Origin of the sequence: Candidatus Jettenia sp. AMX1 (assembly GCF_030263775.1) — a bacterium.
GTDB lineage: Bacteria > Planctomycetota > Brocadiia > Brocadiales > Brocadiaceae > Jettenia > Jettenia caeni.
Genome location: NZ_SZPP01000022.1, coordinates 1 through 19,902 on the forward strand (window position 1 = coordinate 1; position 19,902 = coordinate 19,902).

A 19,902-nucleotide genomic window follows, 5' to 3' on the forward strand; every position below is an offset into this window, starting at 1 on the left:
AACAAGATTTTTCAGGCTCTCTCAGCCATGACTGCCATCTTTCCCTTATCTATGGCTGGTTAGCACGATTTTTGTCTGGTTTATGCGCAACTTATGTGTTATTAGTTTTTCCCTTTTACCCATTAAAATAGTTAAGATATCCAGAATCGCTTATACCTGCCTGTATGTGCCTGCACGCAGACAGGTAGTACTTCCAGAAGTCCTACATAAAATCATTCAACGTAGGTATAATAACAGCTTCACATATTCACGTCAATACATATCTTACTAGAGAAAAGGAAGGAAAAGGGAAGGAAAAGGGTCACACCTTGATTCGTGATTATATTGTTGACAAGAGTAGCTCATTTTCCTATGTTGTCTGCCATGTCAAGACAATGGCGCATAGAATTTGAGGGGGCATACCATCACATCTTATCACGGGGAAATAAGCGAAGGAATATTTTCAATAATCAAGAAACTTGTCCTCATGAAAATGGGGATCGGGAATTTGCTTGGCCTTGGTTATTCTTCCATAAGTCGGCGAGTATCTATTATGCAATCAACGATATCAGAAGATGATAAAATTCATAAACAATTAGAAGAAATTAAATCACGAATCAAGGTGTGACCCTATGACCCCTCCCCCTATTTCACTCCCATCGCTGCGCCGGATGCGCCAAAAAGCGGCTCGCCGGTGAGCTTGGCCCGTTCGGCGGCTAGACCTTGGATACCGAAAGAAGCTATTGCAAAACGTCTAAAATCGTGATAAGCTATTTACTTGTTTTGAGGGAATTGAGTTTGCAGCAGATGTTGTAAACTCTCTGACTATCCCCTGAAATGTGAAAAAGATGCCAACGACATTAAGGATTGGGCCTTATCGTTTTTACTTCTATTCCTACGACTGCGGCGAACCGCGCCATATGCATGTAGACCGAGAGAGGATGAGTGCTAAATTCTGGCTTGACCCTGATGTAGCATTAGCTGCCAACTATGGCTTTAATCGAAAAGAATTACGAAACATTGAGCGGATTATGCACGAGAATTTGGAGTTGTTATAGTACTAAACAAGTGAAACCGAACAACGAATAAAATTGTTTAAAAGGATAGTTCTGTAAATAAGTAAATAAGTTATGAAAGGAATTATCCTATGTTTCAATTGAATTCGAAATGGGGAGAAACAGCGGAAACCCTGTTTCAGAAAAGTATTTCTTCTGAAAATAAGCGTTTGAGAGAACGATATCTGGCATTGGCGCTCATTGCTTCTGGTAAATCGATACAAAGCGTTGCCAGTCAAATCCACCGGAGACGTCAAACCGTAAGTGAGTGGGTGCATAAGTTCAATCAGAAAGGAAGAGAGGGTTTGATACCCCAGTTCAAAAGTACTCAAAAGCCATCCCTGAACAAAAAGGAGTTTAAGATACTGGATCAGGCAGTACAAAAACCACCACGCCAGAGTGGGATAAAAACCGGTCGTTGGAGTGGTAAGAGTGTGGCCGCTTACATAAAAAAAGTATTTGGGAAAACGGTTCATCCTCATACCGCTCGACGGTATTTGCGTCGGTTGGGCTTTGTCCTGAAAAGGCCACACAAGAAGTTTACCAAGGCCAAGGAAAAAGACCAGAGAGCGTTCGCCATGGCTCTTGAGCGCTTGGAGCAAAGTCGTCCAACAAAGAGTGTTACGGTTTGGATCGATGAAGGGCATATCTGGCAGGATGGTCTTCTCAGACGAATGTGGTGTCCCAAGGCAAAGGAGGCTTGTGTTGATTCTCTGAGTCCAGGCAAGAAGAAACTCTCTTTTTATGTTGCTGTAGTACGGCCTGTGGGAAAAATCATCACCTTGCAGGTGAAGAAGTTTCATCAACAAAATACTGCTCGATTTCTGAAGAAAATCCGTACTTGTTTGCCTGGCTATCATATTGATGCTGTTTGGGATAATGCACCTTACCATCAAGGGAGCATCATAAAAGAGATACAGAAAGAAACCAATATCCAAGTACATCATTTACCTTCTTATAGTCCAAACATGAATGCTGCTGAACAATGGATTCGATGGGCAAAAGAAACCCTTTCCTATAACATCTGTTGGGAAACCCTTAAGGCTTTAATCCGATCGTTCAACGGCTTTGTTGCCTCTATGGTACAGAGAACTTCTGAAATACTTTCTCGTTGTGTCTCTTATACGTTCGGTTTCAATTGTTGTTAACTATAAGAAATGAATGGGATGCATTCTGCAACGCTAACCCTTAGTAGAATTATCAACGTGACTGTTACGGATGATACACTCTCGGTTGATTTAGAAGATGGTCGTACCATCGCGATTCCGATTGGCTGGTATCCTCGTTTAGCTTATGGAACCCCAGCAGAACGAGCTAACTTCCAAATTAGTGGGGCAGGATATGGTATTCATTGGCCTGATTTAGATGAAGATATTGGGGTTGAAGGAATGTTGCTAGGTAAGAAGTCGAGCGAGAGCCAGGCTTCATTTGAGCGATGGCTGCAACGGCGACGAACGGGTCAAAGTTGAAAACTTGAATTAGTGATAAAAGTGCGTAAGCCATACCTCCAGGGCGCCACACAACAACCCATTGTACCCGACCCCAACTGCGGCGTTTTTCAGTAAGGTAGGTTGGGTTGAGGAGCGAAAGCCAACATTAGGCGTTTTAATAAATCCTTAATATCAAGGACGGTATGGAAATCGGAGAGACTATCACAAAAACGATCCGGGCATCCAAGAAGTGGAATAATACGCAGATAAGACTGGTTGCCGGAGAGGAATATTATTTTAAAGCGAGCGGCCAATGGAAAGACTGGAACACTGCCTGCGATGCTGATGGCTACATAAGCCCTAATTTACTGTTGCGAGCAACCGAATGGCTACGCCGTGTTCCAAAAGAGTGCTGGTTTACTCTGATCGGTTCGCTTGATGGAGATAAAGATACCTGCTTTCGTATCGGAGTGGAAGCGAGGATATCACCGAAATTGACAGGTACACTTTACTGCTTTGCTAACGATATAAACCTTATGTACTGGAATAACCGAGGCGAGATTCAACTTACTGTAACACGTACGCGCTGACATTAACGCGTGAATGACAAATAGCCAAAACGTTGGGTTTTGCTCCTCAACATTATGACATTGTTTTTAAAATAGTTTGGCAAGTGAGATGAATTCCTTTCCAGAGGTCTATCGGATGAAGAAGCCTATGAGCCTCGATGTGTAACTGTAACGAGCGGACGGGCAGACCTCTTGGTAATGACAGTATTATAGATCTGCTCGATACTACCTTAAAGAGATACTCATTCTCCAGCCAGAGAGCTTTCTTTTTGCTGCTACACCAATCTTTCTTGGCTTTTCCTGCTTCAATAAATTCAATGTTCTATGGCGTACCACCAAAGATTCGCCTGGTAGTTACCAATTAGCAATCTCCTTTTGACATCCCATTGCATCCGTAACATCCATCTATGGATATCCAATAAACGCAACAATTCCGGTATAGCTGTAATCTCATTTGACTTATCATTGCATTTGTATTGACCTAACACTATTCTATTTGCCATTGCCCGTGTACGGCCATATGCAGAGCAACTTGCACCTCTCTTATTGTCTCAAGTGATCTTCTAGCTTGAGGAAAATACGGTAAGTGTTGGTTTTTGTCTTTTCCTCAGAATTCTTTCCAAGTATTCTCACACCGTAATAATTCCAGATGCACGACAGATCATGCATATTGTTAGGAAATATGTCATCCGATTGAGTCTCTTTTAAGCAATATTTTTATTTACACAAAATATTGTTGGATCATAGTAAGGGCGAATCTTGTGTTCTTCCCTGCCCCGGTTTTGTGCCGTATTTTGAGTAGTTATCAATACTTTAGTGTTTCATCTGTTAATGGCCTGAAATCTTCATCAAAGCGTTTTATTTCTGCTTTTACAATTGGAATTTTATTTAGTTAGTACTAGCAAGGAAAAAGGAGATGTTGTGTTTTAATTTCTCTTCTCTCGTGCGTGCGGTATTAAATCATACACTATTCCTTAATTCTTAAACTGCAACCAAATTGTTTCCACTTATTAAACTTTTATTATTCCACTTATATCTTTTCACATTAAACACTTACAATTATTGCAGGAATTTTCAAATGAAACAATTTGGTTGCAGTTACATTGTTAAAAATTATTTAAAAAAAATTTTTATTTCTCATAACTATAAAAATACAAAATGCTTAGAACAATCTAAATGTTTTATATTTTTATAGGTATATCGGTTGCGTAACTATCTTCACAAATAATGATATTACGGTAAATAGAAGAATTATGGAAATGATAGCAAGAAAAATATTGATTGTTGATGATGAAGAAGGATATAGAAAAGTATTGGCGAATTCCCTGGCTGATCTTGGGTTTGAGACAAAGGCAGTAAATAATGGTTTCGATGCATTGGAAGAGATTAAGAGGCGCTGTTATTCAATTATTTTATTAGATGTGAAGATGCCGGGAATGGATGGTATCGAATTCTTAGATCAAATGAAAGGAATAAGGGTTAATTCTCATATTGTTATTATTACCGCCTATACAGATGAGGATGTCGTGAAAGAGGCTATCAAAAAAGGCGCAAATAAGGTAATTACAAAACCTTTTAGTACCAGTGACATAGAAGCATGTCTTGCTGAATTTACAAAAAAAGGCATAGAATAATTTATATACTTTGGAGAATTTAACGTAGAAGAGGTGAAATATGATACGAATACTTAAAGAACGCATTGTTATCGTTATTGTTACTTTCATATTTTTTGGATTGTTTCCCCTTGTTTTGTTTAGAATGCTTGCATTTCCAAAGGCAAGTGCCGAATTAAAACAAAGTGTTAAAAGGAATCTGGAAGGCATCGTAAAAGAACAAAGAGATCTCCTTACACACATGTGGGAAGAAAGAAAGTCACATGCCAGGGCTATTTCAGACACCATTCAGGGTGCACTGTTTATCCATGGTAGTGAGGATTTTGTGAGTCTCGTAAAGGGAAAAGATGAACATGAATATTTAAGGTTAAAAACGCAATTAGAGTGCACAAAGGCAGATTACAATTATAAAGGAATATTTATTTGTGATGCAGCAGGGGTAATTCAGGCTACAACTGAAAATGAGAAATCCATGCTGGGCATGAATATTATAAAAGAAAAATCATTCCGTAATATTCAGGAAACTCTGTATGACGGTAAAACGTATATTTCTGATGTAATCCATTTTCCTATAAATGATATGCAGGGCGAAACAGATAAAGAGTTGCCTTCTCTGTTTATGTCTTATCCAATCAAGGGGCAGAATTACGATGTAATTGGTGCAGTCCTGGTATGGATGGATGCATCTGCCCTGAATAATGGTATACGGAATGATGTGCTAGGAAAAACCGGGGAAGCTTATTTGGTAAATAAAGATGGTACGATGATTACGCAATCGAGATTTTCAGATCATATAAAAGAAAATAGCAGTGATACCTGTAAGACATGCCATAAGGTAGTTGACCCAGATACCAATCTTATAACAAAAGGGGTAAAGAAGTGTATTACGCAAAAAACAAGTGGATACGATTTGGAAGGATATATGGATTATGATGGATTCAAGGTTGTGGGCGCCTGGAGCTGGGTTAAGGACTTAAATATGGGATTAATCGTGGAGATCGATGCAGATGAGGCGCTTGGTACCATAAATAATATCAATTCAATGGTAAAGTCCCTTATGATGGTAATAATCGTCCCAGCATTCGTTATGGCTACCTTGATGTACAGGAAGTTAAATGCGGGGTATATGTTAAAAGGCCTATCTTTACCACAGAAAGCCTTACTGGGTGTAACGACTGTCTTCCTGGTTGGCTTTGTTATAGCTATTCTGGATGGTTATGAAGTAAGAAAAGAGCGTGGGTATCTCCGGGAACAAAAGTACGAAGTTTATAACCCTTTATATGTATTTGGCTCTATTGTGACAAAAAGGGATGAAGATTTTATCAAGAGTAATATTTCTAAATTCAAGGAGCAAATTCCTGTCTTAAAATCTGAGAATACTATGCATAATTACACAGAGGATGAAGGTAAAGAGACAGTAAAAATCAATGCAAAACAATCATCAGAAAAAACGGCAGTAACCTGGTAATGAAAGCATTAAAAGGGATTAATAAGAGGAGGTATCTATGAACAACAAAAATATATCATCAGCAAAGGATGAATCAAAAACATCTCCCGATGTGCAGGATGTAAAAGGATGGTATGAGTACGAGCCTTCCTATGATGGGGTTATCATACATATTAATAGTGCAGGTGCACGACTTTTTGGGTTTGCCTCGCCTGATGATGTAATTGGGAAAAAGATAAATGAATTATATGCGCATCCTTTTGACCATGAGAAAACACTATCAATGCTGTTCAGGGACGGTCAGGTGAATGGCTTCTATACCCTCATGAAAACAAAGAGTGGTAAGCTATTCTTTATAAGGCAAAGTAGTACTCTCGTTACAGAGGGTCTCTATAAATGTCCTTTAAAGGTGAAAAATGAATTTGAATCTATTCAGGCATCGCTCTCTTTATAATAAAGGAATCAATAATAATTTTAAAATTTATAGGCTTAGTTTACTATTTCTAGGAGGTTCTTATGAGTGAATCTTTACAAACGCCGAACGGGAATACCAAGGTAATGATACTTGCAACAACGGCATTTGCCCTCTGTTTTGCTGGTTGGACCTTGTTCGCTCCCTTGGCAATCTACTTTAAGGAAGAGTTTAATTTGTCTTCCACATCGGTGGGATTATTACTTGCAATGCCTGTATTGCTCGGTTCGCTGGCAAAGATCCCTATGGGTATTGTGACGGATAAATTTGGTGGAAGGCTTGTTTTTACTATTATGCTTCTGTTTGGTTTTGCATCTTTGCTTTTAACTGGTTTCGCAAATAGTTATGGCTTTTTATTAGTGGGTGGGCTTTTTTTTGGCTTGATCGGTTCATCATTTTCCATTGGAATTCCCCATGTCTCAGAATGGTACCCAAAGAAAAAACAGGGGCTTGCATTAGGAGTTTATGGTGTGGGAAATGCTGGTACTGCTATTTCTGGTTTTGGGGCGCCATTTATCGCTGAATCTTTAGGATGGCATAAAGCATTTATCATTTATGCAATCCCTTTACTCTTGATGGCATTTGTGTATTGGTTTTTTACCTCTAATGCACCAAGGCCGGCAAATGTAAAAGTTCCAACTCTCAGAGAGAAACTAAAGATATATAAATCGTCTGGTCTAGCCTGGGTTTTCTGCTTAATTTACTTCATGTTTTTTGGGTTTTTTGTATGCTTCTCGATATGGTTGCCATCTTATCTGATTGACTTTTATGGCATTAGTCCTGTAAAAGCAGGTAGCTATACATCAATATTTGTATTTCTTTCATCGTTTACCCGTATCCTGGGGGGGTATTTGGGAGATAAGTTTAATGGAAGAAAGCTAATAATAGCCCTTACCTTAGTCGTGCTTGTCATAACGGTATTCCTTAATTTGAATGTATCGTTAGTGACTTCACTCGTTGTGTTCTATATCATGGGAACTTGTCTTGGTATTGGAAATGGCGTTGTGTATAAACTGGTAGCAGAAAATTTCCCGAAAGATACAGGCTCTGTAGGCGGTCTGGTAGGAGCAGCCGGAGGTCTCGGAGGCTTTTTCCTTCCGATAATACTGGGTACAATTAAGGATTACACCGATAATTATTATCTGGGATTTATCTTCGTATCTCTTGTATGCCTCATGTGTCTATCCTTTATGGAAGAAAAGACTTTGTCAAACACAAACAAACAAGCGCTGGGTACTACTTAAATATTGCAATAGTAGGAGGTGTTTAACTTCTACAAGATTTTAACACCTCCTACAAAATAACTTCTCAAAGGAACCACCATAATAAGCATCTTCATCCACTAATCCTCAATGAAACGGTATCTTATTTCCTTATAGTAAATATCTTTCTTTTGTCGTGTTTTATTAACTCTATTTATGAATATATTAAAGGTCGCAACCTATTCGATGGATACCCGATGGTTTACTGCTGTCATGGCTACCATAATGGTTATGTCTATCTCGTCATTACATGGATTCGAGACCATTGTCCCATACTTTTTTGTAACAAGCCTGGTCATATTCTTTTCTGCAATTATTTTTAAGGCAACACAGATCACGCTATTCTATGAGAATTCCTTAAATGAATTGCTCAATCCAGAGAAAAGTTTTTATTTCTTTACCATTGTTAGTGCAATTAATCTTATTGGCATTTGTTTATCTAAAGTATTTCATTTCTCTACGGCAGCTCATATACTTTGGTATGTAGCCATTAGTCTTTGGCTAGGCGCCTCTTTCTCCTCATTTAGCATTGTATTCCTTCACCGAAAATCTGAAGACAGGAAGATTGAGGATATTCTGCATGGTGGTTGGTTTTTTACCATAGTGGGCACGCAATCGACAGCTTTCCTTGGTATAACTATCGCAGAACATGCAATGCAGCACGTAACGTTTATCCAATTATTTTCATTTGCCTTATGGTCTGTGGGTGCATGTCTGTACCTCATCTTCACGGCATTCATTATGTTAAGACTGGTATTTTATCAATTGAGTAGCGATGCAGCGTTGTCACCTTATTGGATGAATATGGGAGCAGCAGCATTAACAGCGCTTACTGGTATCGCACTCTATCAGCACATACATATCATGCATGGGCCATTCACAGATTTCCTTCCTTTTTTAAAGGGATTTTCCCTGTTTTTTTGGTCTGTAGGTTTATGGTGGTTACCGTTTCTGGTTATCTTGGCTATAAGAAAACAAGCTTTCTGCGATGATGGTCTTGTGTTTACTGTAGGATATTGGGAGGTTGCTTTTGCTCTGGGGTTATATGCCTATAGTACCATTCAACTATCTAACTTATTTGGAGGACAATATCTTATTATAATCTCGATATGTTTTTCCGTTGCTTGTATTGCACTCTGGTGTTTTTCATCTGTATTTACCCTGATTCATTTGGTGAAATCTTCGATATGGGTACCTGTTAACGACCTGACGATTAATTATGCAGTTCCGTATAGCTTCAAATTACGTGGAAGAATTTTTCGTATAAGAGAAGTTGTCAATGAATGGGTAGATCAAACCATTCAAGGTGTATCAAAGAAACGATACTGTGTAGTTATCAGCGATAATCTTACTTGCCAGATATCCTATAACATGCTGACAAAAAAATGGTATTTTGATCGGGTAATCGACCGTTAAACCTGATGAGCATCCAGGTTTGACAGAGTTGCCTCAGGCCTGTTACGTTCTTTCCGCATAAAAAACGAAAAAAGCTTGCACTCTTCTTCGTTTTTGTATTATCATCCTTTTTAAAGAATTCCTATCATCCATTGAAAATAAGCCTGACAATTAGATAGACTTTGAAATGGAATAAGAGTATTTTATACTGATCCATATAAGACGGCATGATAACAAGTGCAAAGAGAGACAAGTGGCAGTGTCTGAAGGATTATCATGATAGTATTTACCATATCAAAGGCATGTTATAGGGAAAAAACCTGTAACTCCGCATAGTATACGGATCAATGTAATTAATGTTAGGCACCAGAGTTGAAGGCTAAGGTAAGGCTGGCGCTGTAATGCCGGAAGAAATATTCCCACCCTCATACGAATGTGACATGGTCATCAATCTCATTTCTTTGAGAATACGGTTAGAGAGATGAAGGCTCTGAGCCGGAGGAGAGAGGTAAATTTCGTTGATTCGGATCCTGCGGACACGCCATTGTATTTTACAAAGAGGAGATGGTTGATATTTATATTTGTCCGAAACAACATAGAAAAAAAGAGGGTTCATCCGTAAGAACTGCGGACAAACGTAAGACTCAGAGCAAGGAAAAATAAGCAAAGTAAGATTAATCGAGGGTGAAAAGATAAGAGGTAAAAGGCTTGGTTGATCATAGATTATGCCTAACTCTGCCGGTCGGTAGTGGAAATGCGGGGAGGATGTCGAGCAATGAGCGATTCCAGTAAGTTTGTACAGACCAATGAGGTACTCGGCGAGTATCTCCGGTCTGGAAATCGCCAACCGCTATTCATTCTCGGAGACTGTCTGGAGATGCTTGTGTCCTTCTCTCCTGATTGCATCGACTGTTGTATGACTTCGCCGCCCTACTGGGGTCAGCGTGAGTATTTGAATGGAGGCATTGGGCTTGAGGAGACATACGAAGAGTACGTCAAAAAGCTTTTCGCCATTATTGCTGAAGTGAAGAGGGTCCTCAAGCCAACCGGCTCTTTCTGGCTGAATGTCGGCGATGCATATCATCGCAAGAGCCTCGTTGGTATTCCCTGGCGAGTCGCGCTTGCCATGACCGACTGTCAAGGATGGCTTTTGCGTAACAGCGTCATCTGGAACAAAGTTAAAGGCGGGCCGGATAATGCCAAGGACAAATTGCGCAACGTCTACGAAAACATCTTTCATTTCGTCAAGTCTGACCACTACTTTTATGACGCTGATGCCATTCGGTGCAAACCTGGCCAAGCAAAGGTGATTAATGGTGCTGTAGTGTCAGCGACAGGGGTTTCTGGTGTTAGGTATCGCCGGCAGATTGAGCTTTCCACGGCACTTAACCAGGAAGAAAAGCAAGCTGCCTACAAGTCTCTCGATGCCATCCTAAACGAGGTGCGACTAGGCAAACTATCTGATTTTCGCATGATCATCCGCGGACAGCAGCGCGCAACTCACTCCGATTCCGAGCAAGTGTCAGGACGGGCCCGAGAATTAGCCGAGCGTGGGTTCTACTTCCTTAGATACCACCCGAACGGTGCGAAGCCGAGTGATGTGTGGGATATTCTCTCCGAGGATACCCAGAAGAGGAAACTCCACTTTGCACCATATCCCGAGGATTTATGCCGAATACCTATTCTTGCAACGTGTCCGGAAAAGGGAATAGTGTTGGACCCGTTTGCCGGCACTGGCACAACGAACTTGGTGGCCTTCTGGCTGGACCGTAAGTCGGTCGGAATTGAGGTGTCCCACGAGTACCTGCGGTTCGCTGAGGAGAGGTGCAGACTGCTTCTATGACTAAATCTGTCCTAGTAACGAAAGTGGCCGGACTCTACGGACTGTCGGCCTTTCAGCCTGCAGATTGGAAGGCTTTGGCTGCCGCGCAGCAGTGCCCATTTCTAAATCGGAAATGCCTGAAGAACCGCAAGAGCGATCCGGAGATTACCATTGGCACCTGTACGGTAGTTTATGGGCGGCAGCCGCAGCCAGTGATAATTTGCCCGTTCCGACTTCTAGATCGGAGACAGGTTTTCACCGACTGCGTTCACCTACGCAAGCTGCACGAACCTGGAAACGAATTGCGAATCGTTGCCGAACTTGCAGTTCCCGGCGGCAGCATTGGCTACTGCCTTGTATCAGTTCGCGACGGAAAACCGCGCGACTTTATCGGCATCGAGTTGCAGACGCTCGATACCACAGGGACTGTTTGGCCGGAGCGACAGCGATTTCTCCGGCAGCACAAGGTCTATGTGAATCGTGAACACGCCACTTCGGACAAGCCCTTCGGTATGAACTGGAAGATGACGGCAAAGACAATCCTCGTCCAACTTAACCATAAGATCACCACATTCGAGCACCTTCACAAACGGCTTGTCTTGGTCTTGCAGGACTGCTTGCTCGATTACATGCGGCGGGAATTTGCCTTCGATCATATCAAGGGTATTCGCGATGGTGATCCGATGCAATTCCACGCCTACGAACTTCGCAAAGAGTCTGCCGCTTACAGGCTGAAACTTAGAGAACGCATCAGTACTGATGCTGCCGGGATTGCCTTGTGCCTTGGCTTACAGGTGGATACAAAGGTGGAATTGCAGCTCATGTTAGATCAGATTGAGGCGAAGTTGCCGCAGAGTACCTTACTTACTGTGGGAGTTGGGCTAGTGCCAGTTCCAGAAGTAACCGATATTAAGGCTGATGAGAAATGAAGCTAAGAAGAAAAACATGTAGTTCCTTAGAACGTGTAAAAAAGATACTATCTCTCCTTGAGAAGGCATATCCTGACGCAAGGATTTATCTCAACTACAAGAATCCTTTAGAATTACTCGTTGCCACTATCCTGTCTGCACAGTGTACAGATGATCGGGTTAATATGGTAACGGAAACACTATTTAAGAAATATAAAACAGTCCAGGATTATGCCAATGTGAGCCATGAGGCATTTGAGGAAGAAATCCGTTCTATAAACTTTCATAGAAATAAGGCAAAGAATATTATTGCCTGTTGCAAGGAGTTAGTGGAGCGGTTTAATGGGCAAGTTCCTGATACTATGGAAGAGCTTTTAACCCTGGCTGGCGTTGGCAGGAAGACGGCTAATGTACTCTTAGGTAATGTTTTTGGAAAACAAGCCATTATTGTGGACACCCATGTCTTTCGTATTGCCCATCGCCTGGAATTAGCCCAATCTCATAATCCTGATAAGGTTGAAATGGAATTATGTAAAATTATACCTCAGGAAAAATGGACAAGATCATGTCACATTCTGGGAACCCATGGTCGGCGTACCTGTATTGCCCGGAAGCCAGTTTGTAAGATGTGCGTAGTGGAAAAATTATGTAATTCATCTGATAAGACATATAGTAGCAGATAATTAACGTTTATTTTAATGTATCGTGGTAAAAAATAATGAGATTTTTTGCACAGACTCTTTAGGATTGTTATCCCCGTGTATGTGCTGGCGGAGAAGCAAGGCTAAAGTATTACCCTATATCGGTCCTTGTTTTTTATGAGTTACTGCCGGAAGTAACTTGATTTATTGTGTTATAGGTTGCAATTTCACTACCTCAAGTTGGCCCTGTCGGGCATAATCAATTGCCTCTGCAAGGATACGTGCTGCCTCTTGCGGGGCATGGAAGCCCATTGAGTTTTCTGCTGCAACAAAATCCAAACGCCATTGTGCTTTGCGTTGTAAATCCTGTGCCAACTTTAGTTGTTCGCCAGGTATTCCAAACTCTTTTGCCTTTTGTAGATACTGAATGAGAGCAACGACTGCCTCTTCTGCCCGGATCATGAGGGCTTTTGTACGATCCTGAATCAATTCAACACGAGCTTTGAGTTCTGCTTCGCTAAAATGATGACAGGTTTGGCATGCATTATCAATATTGAGTAATGGGCTTCGTACGTGGTGATCGCTGATTTTGATTGCACCTTCACGTTTATAAGGCATATGGCAATCTGCGCATGCAACACCGCTACGGGCATGGATTCCCTGGCTCCACATCTCAAATTCCGGATGTTGTGCCTTTAGCACGGGTGTGCCACTGATTTTATGTATCCAATCTTTAAAACCTGTTTCATTATAATAGCTCTCGATCTGTTCTACTCTTAGTCCTTTTTGCCATGGATAGACCAAAAGCTTACCTTCACCCTTGAAATAATATTCGACGTGGCATTGACCACAAACGAATGAGCGCATTTCTTGCCGTGTTGCCATGGTATTCACATCATACTCATCTTTACGCCCATCTTTACGCCAACGCTCGATACTCGGTAAATGCGGTAATGGATAATCTACTTTGGCTAATGTCTGGATAGCATTGAGAAAGCCTGGCCGGGTGACACGAAGTTGCATGGTTTCTGAATCATGACAATCTATACAAGACACAGGATGAGAAACCATGTTACGGGCATCCTGATATGGCATAGCACAAACAATTTCAAAACCTTTCATGATTTGTTCTTGCCGGTGGGAGTCGTCTGCAGATACACCAGCCTTAATAGCTGCCTCGCGGTAAGCAGGGATAACGGATGAGTGACAATGTAAACATGCCCCCGGCTGTGCAACGACTTTGAGTCGCTCCGTCATATCCTGATCAGATAGCATATAAGCGTGGCCCCGGTCTTCTCGATAGTCTATACCAAAGGCATAACCATTAAAAATCACACGCCAGTAGGGGTCTTCATCTAATCTGTTAAAAGCTTCACTCCCGCCATGTCGGGTCCGTTCTTCATCTACGGTGCGCCGATATCCATCGTATTGACGTGGATAATTTTTTCCCCAGATAACGGGATCAATGGTATCCTCCGTTATTTCCACAACGCGAAATACATGTTGTCTCGCTTCTTTCTTACGCTGTGAAACGTTCTCTAATAGCAGGATAACACTTACCGTTGCTACCGCAATTACAATGACTAGTAGCAGATAAGTAATCTTTGTATTTTCCCAATTCATATTCTTACTCCTTCTCAATTTATCCTCAGTTAGTTACGCATTAAATGTTGGTAATTACTCTAAACGGGATGCGAAATGATATTGTATAAAAATCTGATCCTTTCTATTATCCAACCCATAATCATATAAATGTAACCTATCAAATACTATTGTGTTGGACCATGACCGACGTTTCTATGGCAAGGGATACAATCCAACATTCGCCGATTGTCCCCCGGGTAAGTAGCGATTTCACTTACTAATTCCCCATGACAATACAGGCAATTCTTTTGTAATGTGAGACGATTTTCCGGATGAATCCGAATTGGTTCGTGAAAATCCTGAAAGGTAAAACCTTTCGAGTGCCAGAATCCATTTTTTAATTTTGCTAAATATTTTGGTATAAACCTGTGTGGTATATGACAGTCGTTGCATGTTGCAACTGCATGATGACTTGCCTTTTGCCAGCCATCGTATTGCTCACGCATGATATGGCAATTGACGCAAGCCTTAGGTTCGTTTGAGAGATAGGATGCACCTTGTGCATAATAAAACGTGTAGACGCTTAGACCGATGAATATGCCCGCAGAACAATAAAGGAGAATAGCTACAAGATTCAGACTTGATAGAGATTTCATAATTCCTCTGGCTTGATATTTATGTTTAGAAATTACAGTCCTGATAGAAGTTGAGGATTTTCAATTCCTACGTTGAAATATAGTATCCAAAAATTTGCTAAAGGCCTAATTTAACGCATAGGAATTTCAATTCTGTAGGGCGACCCTTTCGATTTACTCTCTTGGTCATAGTACATGCATTCCGGCGGGGAAGCAAGGCTAAAGCCTCGCCCTACATCTTTAATAAGAGATAAAAGTTGCCGAAGTTCTCATTTCTTGATAAATGGAGGTCTGATTAAAGACGATAGTATTATACTATATAATATTATAGCCTTTTTGACCTCTTTTGATATATCCTTACGATGTTTTATTCTATCAGCATTCACAAGGCTTTCAAGGGAATTTAATTCTTGTGTAATTTTATCTATCTTGATATGTTTTTATGATTAGGTACGACGTAAGTACGACATGAAATTAAGGGATATGTCTTTTTAAGTATAAGGAAACTTAGTCAAATTTATTCAGGAGTTATCAACAATGGCGAGAAGGAAGGGTTATACCAAAGCTACAAAAACACAATTAGCACAAATTAAGTCAATGCAGGATCAGGGAATATCAGAAAATAAAATTGCCAAATATATAGGACTTGATAACCGAACAATAGGCGACTATTTAGCGAACCCCACTCTTTTTGCTGATGCTGAGGTGCAGGCAATGATTGATGTTATCAAGAGAACAGAGACTAATGACCTTTATCTTTTAGGGGTAAAGGCTAGAAAAAGATTGCATGAACTGCTAGACGAAGGCAATACAAAGGTAATTGAAACAGTAGCCTTAATGGATAGATCGTTCCAGCAAAGGCGACTGCTAGAAGGGGCAAGCACACACAACGTATCGATATTCTCCCGTGTTGTACAAGAGAGCATGGCAAAACTGGTGCAGAAGGTAGACGTCAAAGTATGTGATACTACAGAGCAATAACTTGTAAGGCCGCAGGTATATATGAAACTTGAATAAATACTATGTACATGATAGCATAGTGCAAAGATAACCGTTCTGTAATGAGTCATGGTCATTGCGGAAAGACATTATACTATGGATGGCAACGTCCATAATAAAAAGGCTGATTGTGGAAGCCATGACCTTCTGCAATTGGCCTTTTGTGTTTAGGGTGAGTCATGAAGAAAATCATATCACAGACTATCAAGAAAGTGACATTAGAGCTAATTTACCAGGTAGTAGACGAGAGGACTACAGAGATTAAGACGGAGATAAGAGACATTAAGGCAGAATTAAAAGAAATTAAGAAGAAACAAGAAGAAGACTTTAGATACCTCAGCCAGAAAATTGATACCACTACAGCAGCTATCAATCAGAGATTGGATACCGTTATTCAAATACTGATGACTTCAAGACAAGATCAGAAATAAGACAATTCATAATTAAGGACTAGCTTGACGAAGCGAAAAGTCATTTCCTTAGATGACCTGTCCTTAATTCTTTATTACTAAGGATTACCTTAAGGAGTAATATATGGAACGAGTAAATATTAAGTGGTGTCCGTTATATGGCAAATTACCAGCATTATTAGATCAAACCAATGAAGTAACAAAGACAAGTTTAGATATAATCCACAAAGCAAGAACTTTATTCAATCCAGAACTCCACAGAATAGCACATCGATTATTCAAGAAACTGTTAAACACAAGATATGTTTTTGCAGAATCAAAGCCGCTTTCACCAGAAGGCTTACGATTGCTAGAAGTGGCTTTGATAAACAAAACACTAATACACTTAATACCAAAGAAAAACCAGAAGAGAATTGATAAGCCTATTAAAGATTATCATATACTAGGAATTCTGGCTATACGACATGCATTTATAGCATTGCAGGCTAATAGTGACACCGTTATTACTAACACACTAGGAATTAATGCGCAAGAAGAAATTGACTATGCAAGGGCATTAGTAAAAGGCATAGAAGAATATTGCGGAATGAGTCTTGAACCAGAGATGCAGGGACAAGCCAACGGACAAGATCGAGGAATAAAGGAACCAGAAATTAACATATTCCGCAAAGAAGGCGAGTACTGGACAATTCAATATAACGGCAAGCTTACGAAGATTAATGATTGTTTTGGACTTAGGTATATCGCATATCTCTTAGAGAATAAAGACAAAGATTTCTATGTTCATGAGGTAATACGGGAAGTAAATAAAGATCAATTCCAGAGGATTCAGAACGATTTCAAATCAAAAATAGAATCAAAAAGGCAGAACGATTCATTGAAGATGCTACTTTCTTAGTGATATTTACTACCTGAAAAGTAGCATTTTTTATTTCCATACCACAAGACAAGTCACAAACACCTACACACAAAGCACTTAAAATTTATTTAATTTACTACCTCAAAAATAGCGGATGCTACCAGAAAAGTAGCACTACATCTATAGAGTTTATTTCACAGAACTTTTATAGGAGTGGCAAGCATGATAGATGAAGCAGCCTTACCGCTAAGGCTCAAAGAGTGCCTTTTATGTTTTAAGGATAAAATACTTCGGGCGGGATTTACTGAGGAACGGTCTTTTGTCGTAGACGCTATAGATTACATCATTGAGACTACAGACAAACATAAGGGGTGGTGCGATGAATAATAAAGACCGCATTCTTAAAAGTCTTGATTTTGCAAGCTTCTATCAATCCCATATCCCTTCTTTGAAGGTCAACGGCAAGCCAGAGGTATTAGGGCTATGCCCATTCCATGATGACCACAATGCCAGCTTAAGCGTTAATGTGGAGTCAGGGCTTTACAGGTGTTTTGCCTGTGACGCTAAGGGCGATGTGTTCACCTTCTTCCAAGAGTTGAAAGGCGTGGACTTTCCAACGGCTTTAAAGGAGATCGGAGAAATGGCAGGTATGACCAATACAGACGTTAAGCCGAAAGTTGTAGCTAAGTTTGAGTATAAAGACGTTAACGGCCAGGTGCTTTACACCAAAGAAAGGATAGAGCCAGGCAGGGAAGGCCATTCTAAAGAGTTCATATTCAAACACTTAGAGAATGGTAAGTGGGTGTTTTGGCGTGGCTGTGATCCCGTTTTATACCGATTACCCGAGCTTGTTGGATCGAAGGCTTGTATTGTCGTTGAAGGCGAGGCCAAAGCCGATTTGCTCACTAGCTGGGGATTACCTGCTACCTGTCTTGACTCAGGTGCCAGTTCGCCTATCAGGGATGAGCACGTTCAAATACTATCAGGGATGAAAAAAATAATTATCTTGCCCGACAATGATAAACCAGGCAAAGCATATGCTATCAAGATAGCCAATGCCTTGCACGGTAAGGCGGGAGAGTTGAGGATTGTCGAGCTACCAAATCTCCAAAAGGCTGAGGACGTTATTAATTGGGCGAGGATACCAGGAAGCAACAAGGAAAGGCTTATAGAACTTATTAGGGGCACTCCTGCGTGGACACCAGAGATAACTACAGAAGCTGGTCTCGAAAGAAAAAAACTCAATGGCATTTACAAAGCTTAGCGACCTATTCCAGGAGCCAGAGGAACAAACACAATGGCTTGTTGATGGTCTGCTGCCAACAGGTGGATTTTCTATTGTTGTGGCTAAGCCAAAGGTGGGCAAGTCTACCCTTGCCAGAGGATTGGCGTTAAGTGTTGCTACGGGTGAATTATTTCTTGATAAAGAGATTCTGAAAGGGGTGGTTATCTATCTGGCTTTAGAGGAAAAAAGGTCTGAGATAAAAAAGCACTTCCAGGATATGGGAGCGACAGGAAACGAAGAAATTCATATCTATGTTGGCGGTGCTCCTGCGGATGCCATTAGCCAGATTAAAGGTGTCGTTGAGAAACTAAAGCCTGCATTGTTGGTAATTGATCCACTATTCAGATTTACAAAAGTCAAAGATGGGAACGATTATCACCAAGTTACGAATGCTTTGGAGCCGATATTAAGACTTGCACGGGATACAGGAACACACGTCTTGTGTGTACATCATTCACGTAAAGGGGAATCAAGTGCAGAAGATAGCTTCTTAGGTAGCCAGGCTATCTTTGGATCTGTCGACACCCTAATGATTATGAAACGCCATGAGCATTACAGGACACTGCAAACTATCCAACGGTATGGGGATGACCTGCCAGAGACAATCTTAACAAAACGAGCCAGTAACAGAGCAAATAATAATGAACGAGGTTGAAGGTGGAAACAGTTTAAAAAAGAAAACGCTTCGGGAGTTGGTAAAAACAAATAAGGTCAAAAGAGATGGTCAGGGCGCTAAAGGAAAACCATTTCTATATTCTAGTATTCTGGTACAGAGTATATATCCTGTACCAGTGTACCAGAATCCAAAAATGACCACAAACCCGCATGTCTCTAGGGCGTATTCTGGTACAGACGATTTTACAAACCTCCAAAAAGATGGAAAAAATTTTGTACCAGAATCTTTACCTCAGGAACAAGAAAAAATAGCTGCCAAAGACACCCATAAGGATGATGCGAAAACTCAAAATCTTACTACCGCTAACCCAAGTCAAAACCCAGTTCAGGAAACCGATATTATTGATTTAACAAACATGGCCGATTTGGAAATTTTGGAGATTCAATAAAATGACCTATAAAGTAATTAACAATGTAGTGATAAAAACGGCAAACGGTGATCTGGAATTGAAAAAAGATCAAACAGTTAAGCTTCCAGAGAAAATAGCACAAAAATTAATCGATGCAGGCAAGATCAAGCCTCAGACCATACCATACGAACTAGCCGAAAGAATGGCCATTATGGGCGAGAATTGCGAGCCTGACCAGGTGAAACCTTATATTACTGATTTTGGCGTCCTGGTGATCCCGTATAACAGTCCTACTAAATATCATTACTGGAAAACTGGCGGGCAATCTGTATGCGACACATTGAAGGAATTAGGCAGGTGCGATTTGATCGAAAAGTATACACATCCTGATTATGTTAATTGACCATTAGGAGTCTTTTTATTTTAACATACGGTGCGGACAGGGATGTTATACATATTAAACTTGGGTATCCCCCCCACCCCTATGCAGGAACTTAGACTTTTAGGAGAAT

At 40.6% G+C, this 19,902-nt stretch carries 22 protein-coding genes and 1 pseudogene; 20 read left to right on the forward strand and 3 right to left on the reverse strand.

The genetic code is table 11. The annotated features are described in order from the left end of the window. Positions 1-827: 827 nt before the first annotated feature. The 4 genes from FBQ94_RS08160 (at position 828) to FBQ94_RS08175 (ending at position 3,054) form a co-directional block, all read left to right on the forward strand. Entirely contained in the window at positions 828-1,037 is a 210-nt protein-coding gene (locus tag FBQ94_RS08160; RefSeq protein ID WP_083849173.1) for a DUF4160 domain-containing protein, read from the forward strand. Positions 1,038-1,126: 89 nt separating this feature from the next. After that, positions 1,127-2,182 (forward strand): IS630 family transposase, encoded by a 1,056-nt coding sequence (locus tag FBQ94_RS08165; RefSeq protein WP_040543127.1) that lies wholly within the window; start codon positions 1,127-1,129, stop codon positions 2,180-2,182. 9 nt (positions 2,183-2,191) lie between these two features. Further along, entirely contained in the window at positions 2,192-2,503 is a 312-nt protein-coding gene (locus tag FBQ94_RS08170) for a DUF2442 domain-containing protein (RefSeq protein ID WP_352246515.1), read from the forward strand. Between the two features lie 164 nt (positions 2,504-2,667). Next, positions 2,668-3,054: a hypothetical protein gene (locus tag FBQ94_RS08175; RefSeq protein WP_007220048.1), complete on the forward strand. Its 387-nt coding sequence runs from the start codon at positions 2,668-2,670 to the stop codon at positions 3,052-3,054. Between the two features lie 342 nt (positions 3,055-3,396). Here the strand turns inward: FBQ94_RS08175 and FBQ94_RS08180 are convergent. Then, positions 3,397-3,539 (reverse strand): annotated as a pseudogene (locus FBQ94_RS08180) (ISAs1 family transposase); the annotation flags it as partial. A gap of 753 nt (positions 3,540-4,292) precedes the next feature. Between FBQ94_RS08180 and FBQ94_RS08185 the strand changes: the two are divergent. The 8 genes from FBQ94_RS08185 to nth all read left to right on the forward strand — a co-directional run bounded on the left by FBQ94_RS08185 (position 4,293) and on the right by nth (position 12,635). Beyond that, positions 4,293-4,667 (forward strand): response regulator, encoded by a 375-nt coding sequence (locus tag FBQ94_RS08185; protein WP_051006117.1) that lies wholly within the window; start codon positions 4,293-4,295, stop codon positions 4,665-4,667. A gap of 40 nt (positions 4,668-4,707) precedes the next feature. Continuing rightward, positions 4,708-6,114, forward strand: a complete 1,407-nt coding sequence (locus FBQ94_RS08190; protein WP_007220046.1) for a cache domain-containing protein — start codon at positions 4,708-4,710, stop codon at positions 6,112-6,114. 37 nt (positions 6,115-6,151) lie between these two features. Next, on the forward strand, positions 6,152-6,547 hold the full coding sequence (locus tag FBQ94_RS08195) for a PAS domain-containing protein (RefSeq protein WP_007220045.1): 396 nt from the start codon (positions 6,152-6,154) through the stop codon (positions 6,545-6,547). Between the two features lie 62 nt (positions 6,548-6,609). Then, positions 6,610-7,809: an MFS transporter gene (locus FBQ94_RS08200; protein WP_007220044.1), complete on the forward strand. Its 1,200-nt coding sequence runs from the start codon at positions 6,610-6,612 to the stop codon at positions 7,807-7,809. Positions 7,810-7,983: 174 nt separating this feature from the next. Continuing rightward, entirely contained in the window at positions 7,984-9,243 is a 1,260-nt protein-coding gene (locus FBQ94_RS08205) for a tellurite resistance/C4-dicarboxylate transporter family protein (RefSeq protein WP_083849113.1), read from the forward strand. 754 nt (positions 9,244-9,997) lie between these two features. After that, the gene (locus tag FBQ94_RS08210; RefSeq protein ID WP_007220042.1) at positions 9,998-11,065 is read left to right on the forward strand and encodes a DNA-methyltransferase; all 1,068 of its coding nucleotides are present in this window, start codon (positions 9,998-10,000) and stop codon (positions 11,063-11,065) included. Further along, entirely contained in the window at positions 11,062-11,973 is a 912-nt protein-coding gene (locus FBQ94_RS08215; RefSeq protein WP_007220041.1) for a NotI family restriction endonuclease, read from the forward strand. The genes FBQ94_RS08210 and FBQ94_RS08215 overlap by 4 nt, the downstream gene beginning before the upstream one ends. Beyond that, positions 11,970-12,635 (forward strand): endonuclease III, encoded by a 666-nt coding sequence (gene nth, locus FBQ94_RS08220; RefSeq protein WP_007220040.1) that lies wholly within the window; start codon positions 11,970-11,972, stop codon positions 12,633-12,635. The genes FBQ94_RS08215 and nth overlap by 4 nt, the downstream gene beginning before the upstream one ends. A 162-nt stretch (positions 12,636-12,797) precedes the next feature. On the opposite strand, the gene FBQ94_RS08225 is transcribed toward nth, so the two are convergent. Next, the gene (locus tag FBQ94_RS08225; protein WP_007220039.1) at positions 12,798-14,216 is read right to left on the reverse strand and encodes an ammonia-forming cytochrome c nitrite reductase subunit c552; all 1,419 of its coding nucleotides are present in this window, start codon (positions 14,214-14,216) and stop codon (positions 12,798-12,800) included. Between the two features lie 146 nt (positions 14,217-14,362). Beyond that, entirely contained in the window at positions 14,363-14,833 is a 471-nt protein-coding gene (gene nrfH / locus FBQ94_RS08230) for a cytochrome c nitrite reductase small subunit (RefSeq protein ID WP_040543121.1), read from the reverse strand. A gap of 516 nt (positions 14,834-15,349) precedes the next feature. Here nrfH and FBQ94_RS08235 point away from each other — a divergent pair. The 8 genes from FBQ94_RS08235 to FBQ94_RS08270 all read left to right on the forward strand — a co-directional run bounded on the left by FBQ94_RS08235 (position 15,350) and on the right by FBQ94_RS08270 (position 19,793). Beyond that, complete coding sequence (locus tag FBQ94_RS08235; protein ID WP_007220037.1) at positions 15,350-15,793, forward strand: hypothetical protein; 444 nt, start codon at positions 15,350-15,352, stop codon at positions 15,791-15,793. A gap of 197 nt (positions 15,794-15,990) precedes the next feature. Further along, the gene (locus FBQ94_RS08240) at positions 15,991-16,242 is read left to right on the forward strand and encodes a hypothetical protein (RefSeq protein ID WP_007220036.1); all 252 of its coding nucleotides are present in this window, start codon (positions 15,991-15,993) and stop codon (positions 16,240-16,242) included. 103 nt (positions 16,243-16,345) lie between these two features. Next, positions 16,346-17,119 carry a hypothetical protein gene (locus tag FBQ94_RS08245; RefSeq protein ID WP_007220035.1) on the forward strand — a complete coding sequence of 258 codons (774 nt, stop codon included), beginning with the start codon at positions 16,346-16,348 and terminating at the stop codon, positions 17,117-17,119. Positions 17,120-17,302: 183 nt separating this feature from the next. Then, positions 17,303-17,467: a hypothetical protein gene (locus FBQ94_RS08250; protein ID WP_007220034.1), complete on the forward strand. Its 165-nt coding sequence runs from the start codon at positions 17,303-17,305 to the stop codon at positions 17,465-17,467. Continuing rightward, positions 17,460-18,344, forward strand: coding sequence for a CHC2 zinc finger domain-containing protein (locus FBQ94_RS08255; RefSeq protein WP_007220033.1), 885 nt, complete (start codon positions 17,460-17,462; stop codon positions 18,342-18,344). The genes FBQ94_RS08250 and FBQ94_RS08255 overlap by 8 nt, the downstream gene beginning before the upstream one ends. Beyond that, positions 18,325-19,020 (forward strand): AAA family ATPase, encoded by a 696-nt coding sequence (locus tag FBQ94_RS08260; protein ID WP_007220032.1) that lies wholly within the window; start codon positions 18,325-18,327, stop codon positions 19,018-19,020. The genes FBQ94_RS08255 and FBQ94_RS08260 overlap by 20 nt, the downstream gene beginning before the upstream one ends. Beyond that, complete coding sequence (locus tag FBQ94_RS08265; RefSeq protein WP_007220031.1) at positions 19,007-19,429, forward strand: hypothetical protein; 423 nt, start codon at positions 19,007-19,009, stop codon at positions 19,427-19,429. Before FBQ94_RS08260 ends, FBQ94_RS08265 begins: the two co-directional genes overlap by 14 nt. A gap of 1 nt (position 19,430) precedes the next feature. Beyond that, a complete protein-coding gene (locus FBQ94_RS08270; protein ID WP_007220030.1) occupies positions 19,431-19,793 on the forward strand; it encodes a hypothetical protein in 363 nt (120 codons plus the stop codon). The last annotated feature ends 109 nt before the right edge of the window (positions 19,794-19,902 follow it).

Coding starts and splice junctions, on each gene's coding strand:
- FBQ94_RS08250 (WP_007220034.1), top strand. CDS start 17,303: ATGATAGATGAAGCAGCCTTACCGCTAAGGCTCAAAGAGTGCCTTTTA.
- FBQ94_RS08175 (WP_007220048.1), top strand. CDS start 2,668: ATGGAAATCGGAGAGACTATCACAAAAACGATCCGGGCATCCAAGAAG.
- FBQ94_RS08195 (WP_007220045.1), top strand. CDS start 6,152: ATGAACAACAAAAATATATCATCAGCAAAGGATGAATCAAAAACATCT.
- FBQ94_RS08210 (WP_007220042.1), top strand. CDS start 9,998: ATGAGCGATTCCAGTAAGTTTGTACAGACCAATGAGGTACTCGGCGAG.
- FBQ94_RS08270 (WP_007220030.1), top strand. CDS start 19,431: ATGACCTATAAAGTAATTAACAATGTAGTGATAAAAACGGCAAACGGT.
- FBQ94_RS08240 (WP_007220036.1), top strand. CDS start 15,991: ATGAAGAAAATCATATCACAGACTATCAAGAAAGTGACATTAGAGCTA.
- FBQ94_RS08225 (WP_007220039.1), bottom strand. CDS start 14,216: ATGAATTGGGAAAATACAAAGATTACTTATCTGCTACTAGTCATTGTA.
- FBQ94_RS08200 (WP_007220044.1), top strand. CDS start 6,610: ATGAGTGAATCTTTACAAACGCCGAACGGGAATACCAAGGTAATGATA.
- FBQ94_RS08190 (WP_007220046.1), top strand. CDS start 4,708: ATGATACGAATACTTAAAGAACGCATTGTTATCGTTATTGTTACTTTC.
- FBQ94_RS08170 (WP_352246515.1), top strand. CDS start 2,192: ATGAATGGGATGCATTCTGCAACGCTAACCCTTAGTAGAATTATCAAC.
- FBQ94_RS08185 (WP_051006117.1), top strand. CDS start 4,293: ATGATAGCAAGAAAAATATTGATTGTTGATGATGAAGAAGGATATAGA.
- FBQ94_RS08235 (WP_007220037.1), top strand. CDS start 15,350: ATGGCGAGAAGGAAGGGTTATACCAAAGCTACAAAAACACAATTAGCA.
- FBQ94_RS08260 (WP_007220032.1), top strand. CDS start 18,325: ATGGCATTTACAAAGCTTAGCGACCTATTCCAGGAGCCAGAGGAACAA.
- FBQ94_RS08205 (WP_083849113.1), top strand. CDS start 7,984: ATGAATATATTAAAGGTCGCAACCTATTCGATGGATACCCGATGGTTT.
- FBQ94_RS08265 (WP_007220031.1), top strand. CDS start 19,007: ATGAACGAGGTTGAAGGTGGAAACAGTTTAAAAAAGAAAACGCTTCGG.
- nrfH (WP_040543121.1), bottom strand. CDS start 14,833: ATGAAATCTCTATCAAGTCTGAATCTTGTAGCTATTCTCCTTTATTGT.
- nth (WP_007220040.1), top strand. CDS start 11,970: ATGAAGCTAAGAAGAAAAACATGTAGTTCCTTAGAACGTGTAAAAAAG.
- FBQ94_RS08215 (WP_007220041.1), top strand. CDS start 11,062: ATGACTAAATCTGTCCTAGTAACGAAAGTGGCCGGACTCTACGGACTG.
- FBQ94_RS08160 (WP_083849173.1), top strand. CDS start 828: ATGCCAACGACATTAAGGATTGGGCCTTATCGTTTTTACTTCTATTCC.
- FBQ94_RS08245 (WP_007220035.1), top strand. CDS start 16,346: ATGGAACGAGTAAATATTAAGTGGTGTCCGTTATATGGCAAATTACCA.
- FBQ94_RS08255 (WP_007220033.1), top strand. CDS start 17,460: ATGAATAATAAAGACCGCATTCTTAAAAGTCTTGATTTTGCAAGCTTC.
- FBQ94_RS08165 (WP_040543127.1), top strand. CDS start 1,127: ATGTTTCAATTGAATTCGAAATGGGGAGAAACAGCGGAAACCCTGTTT.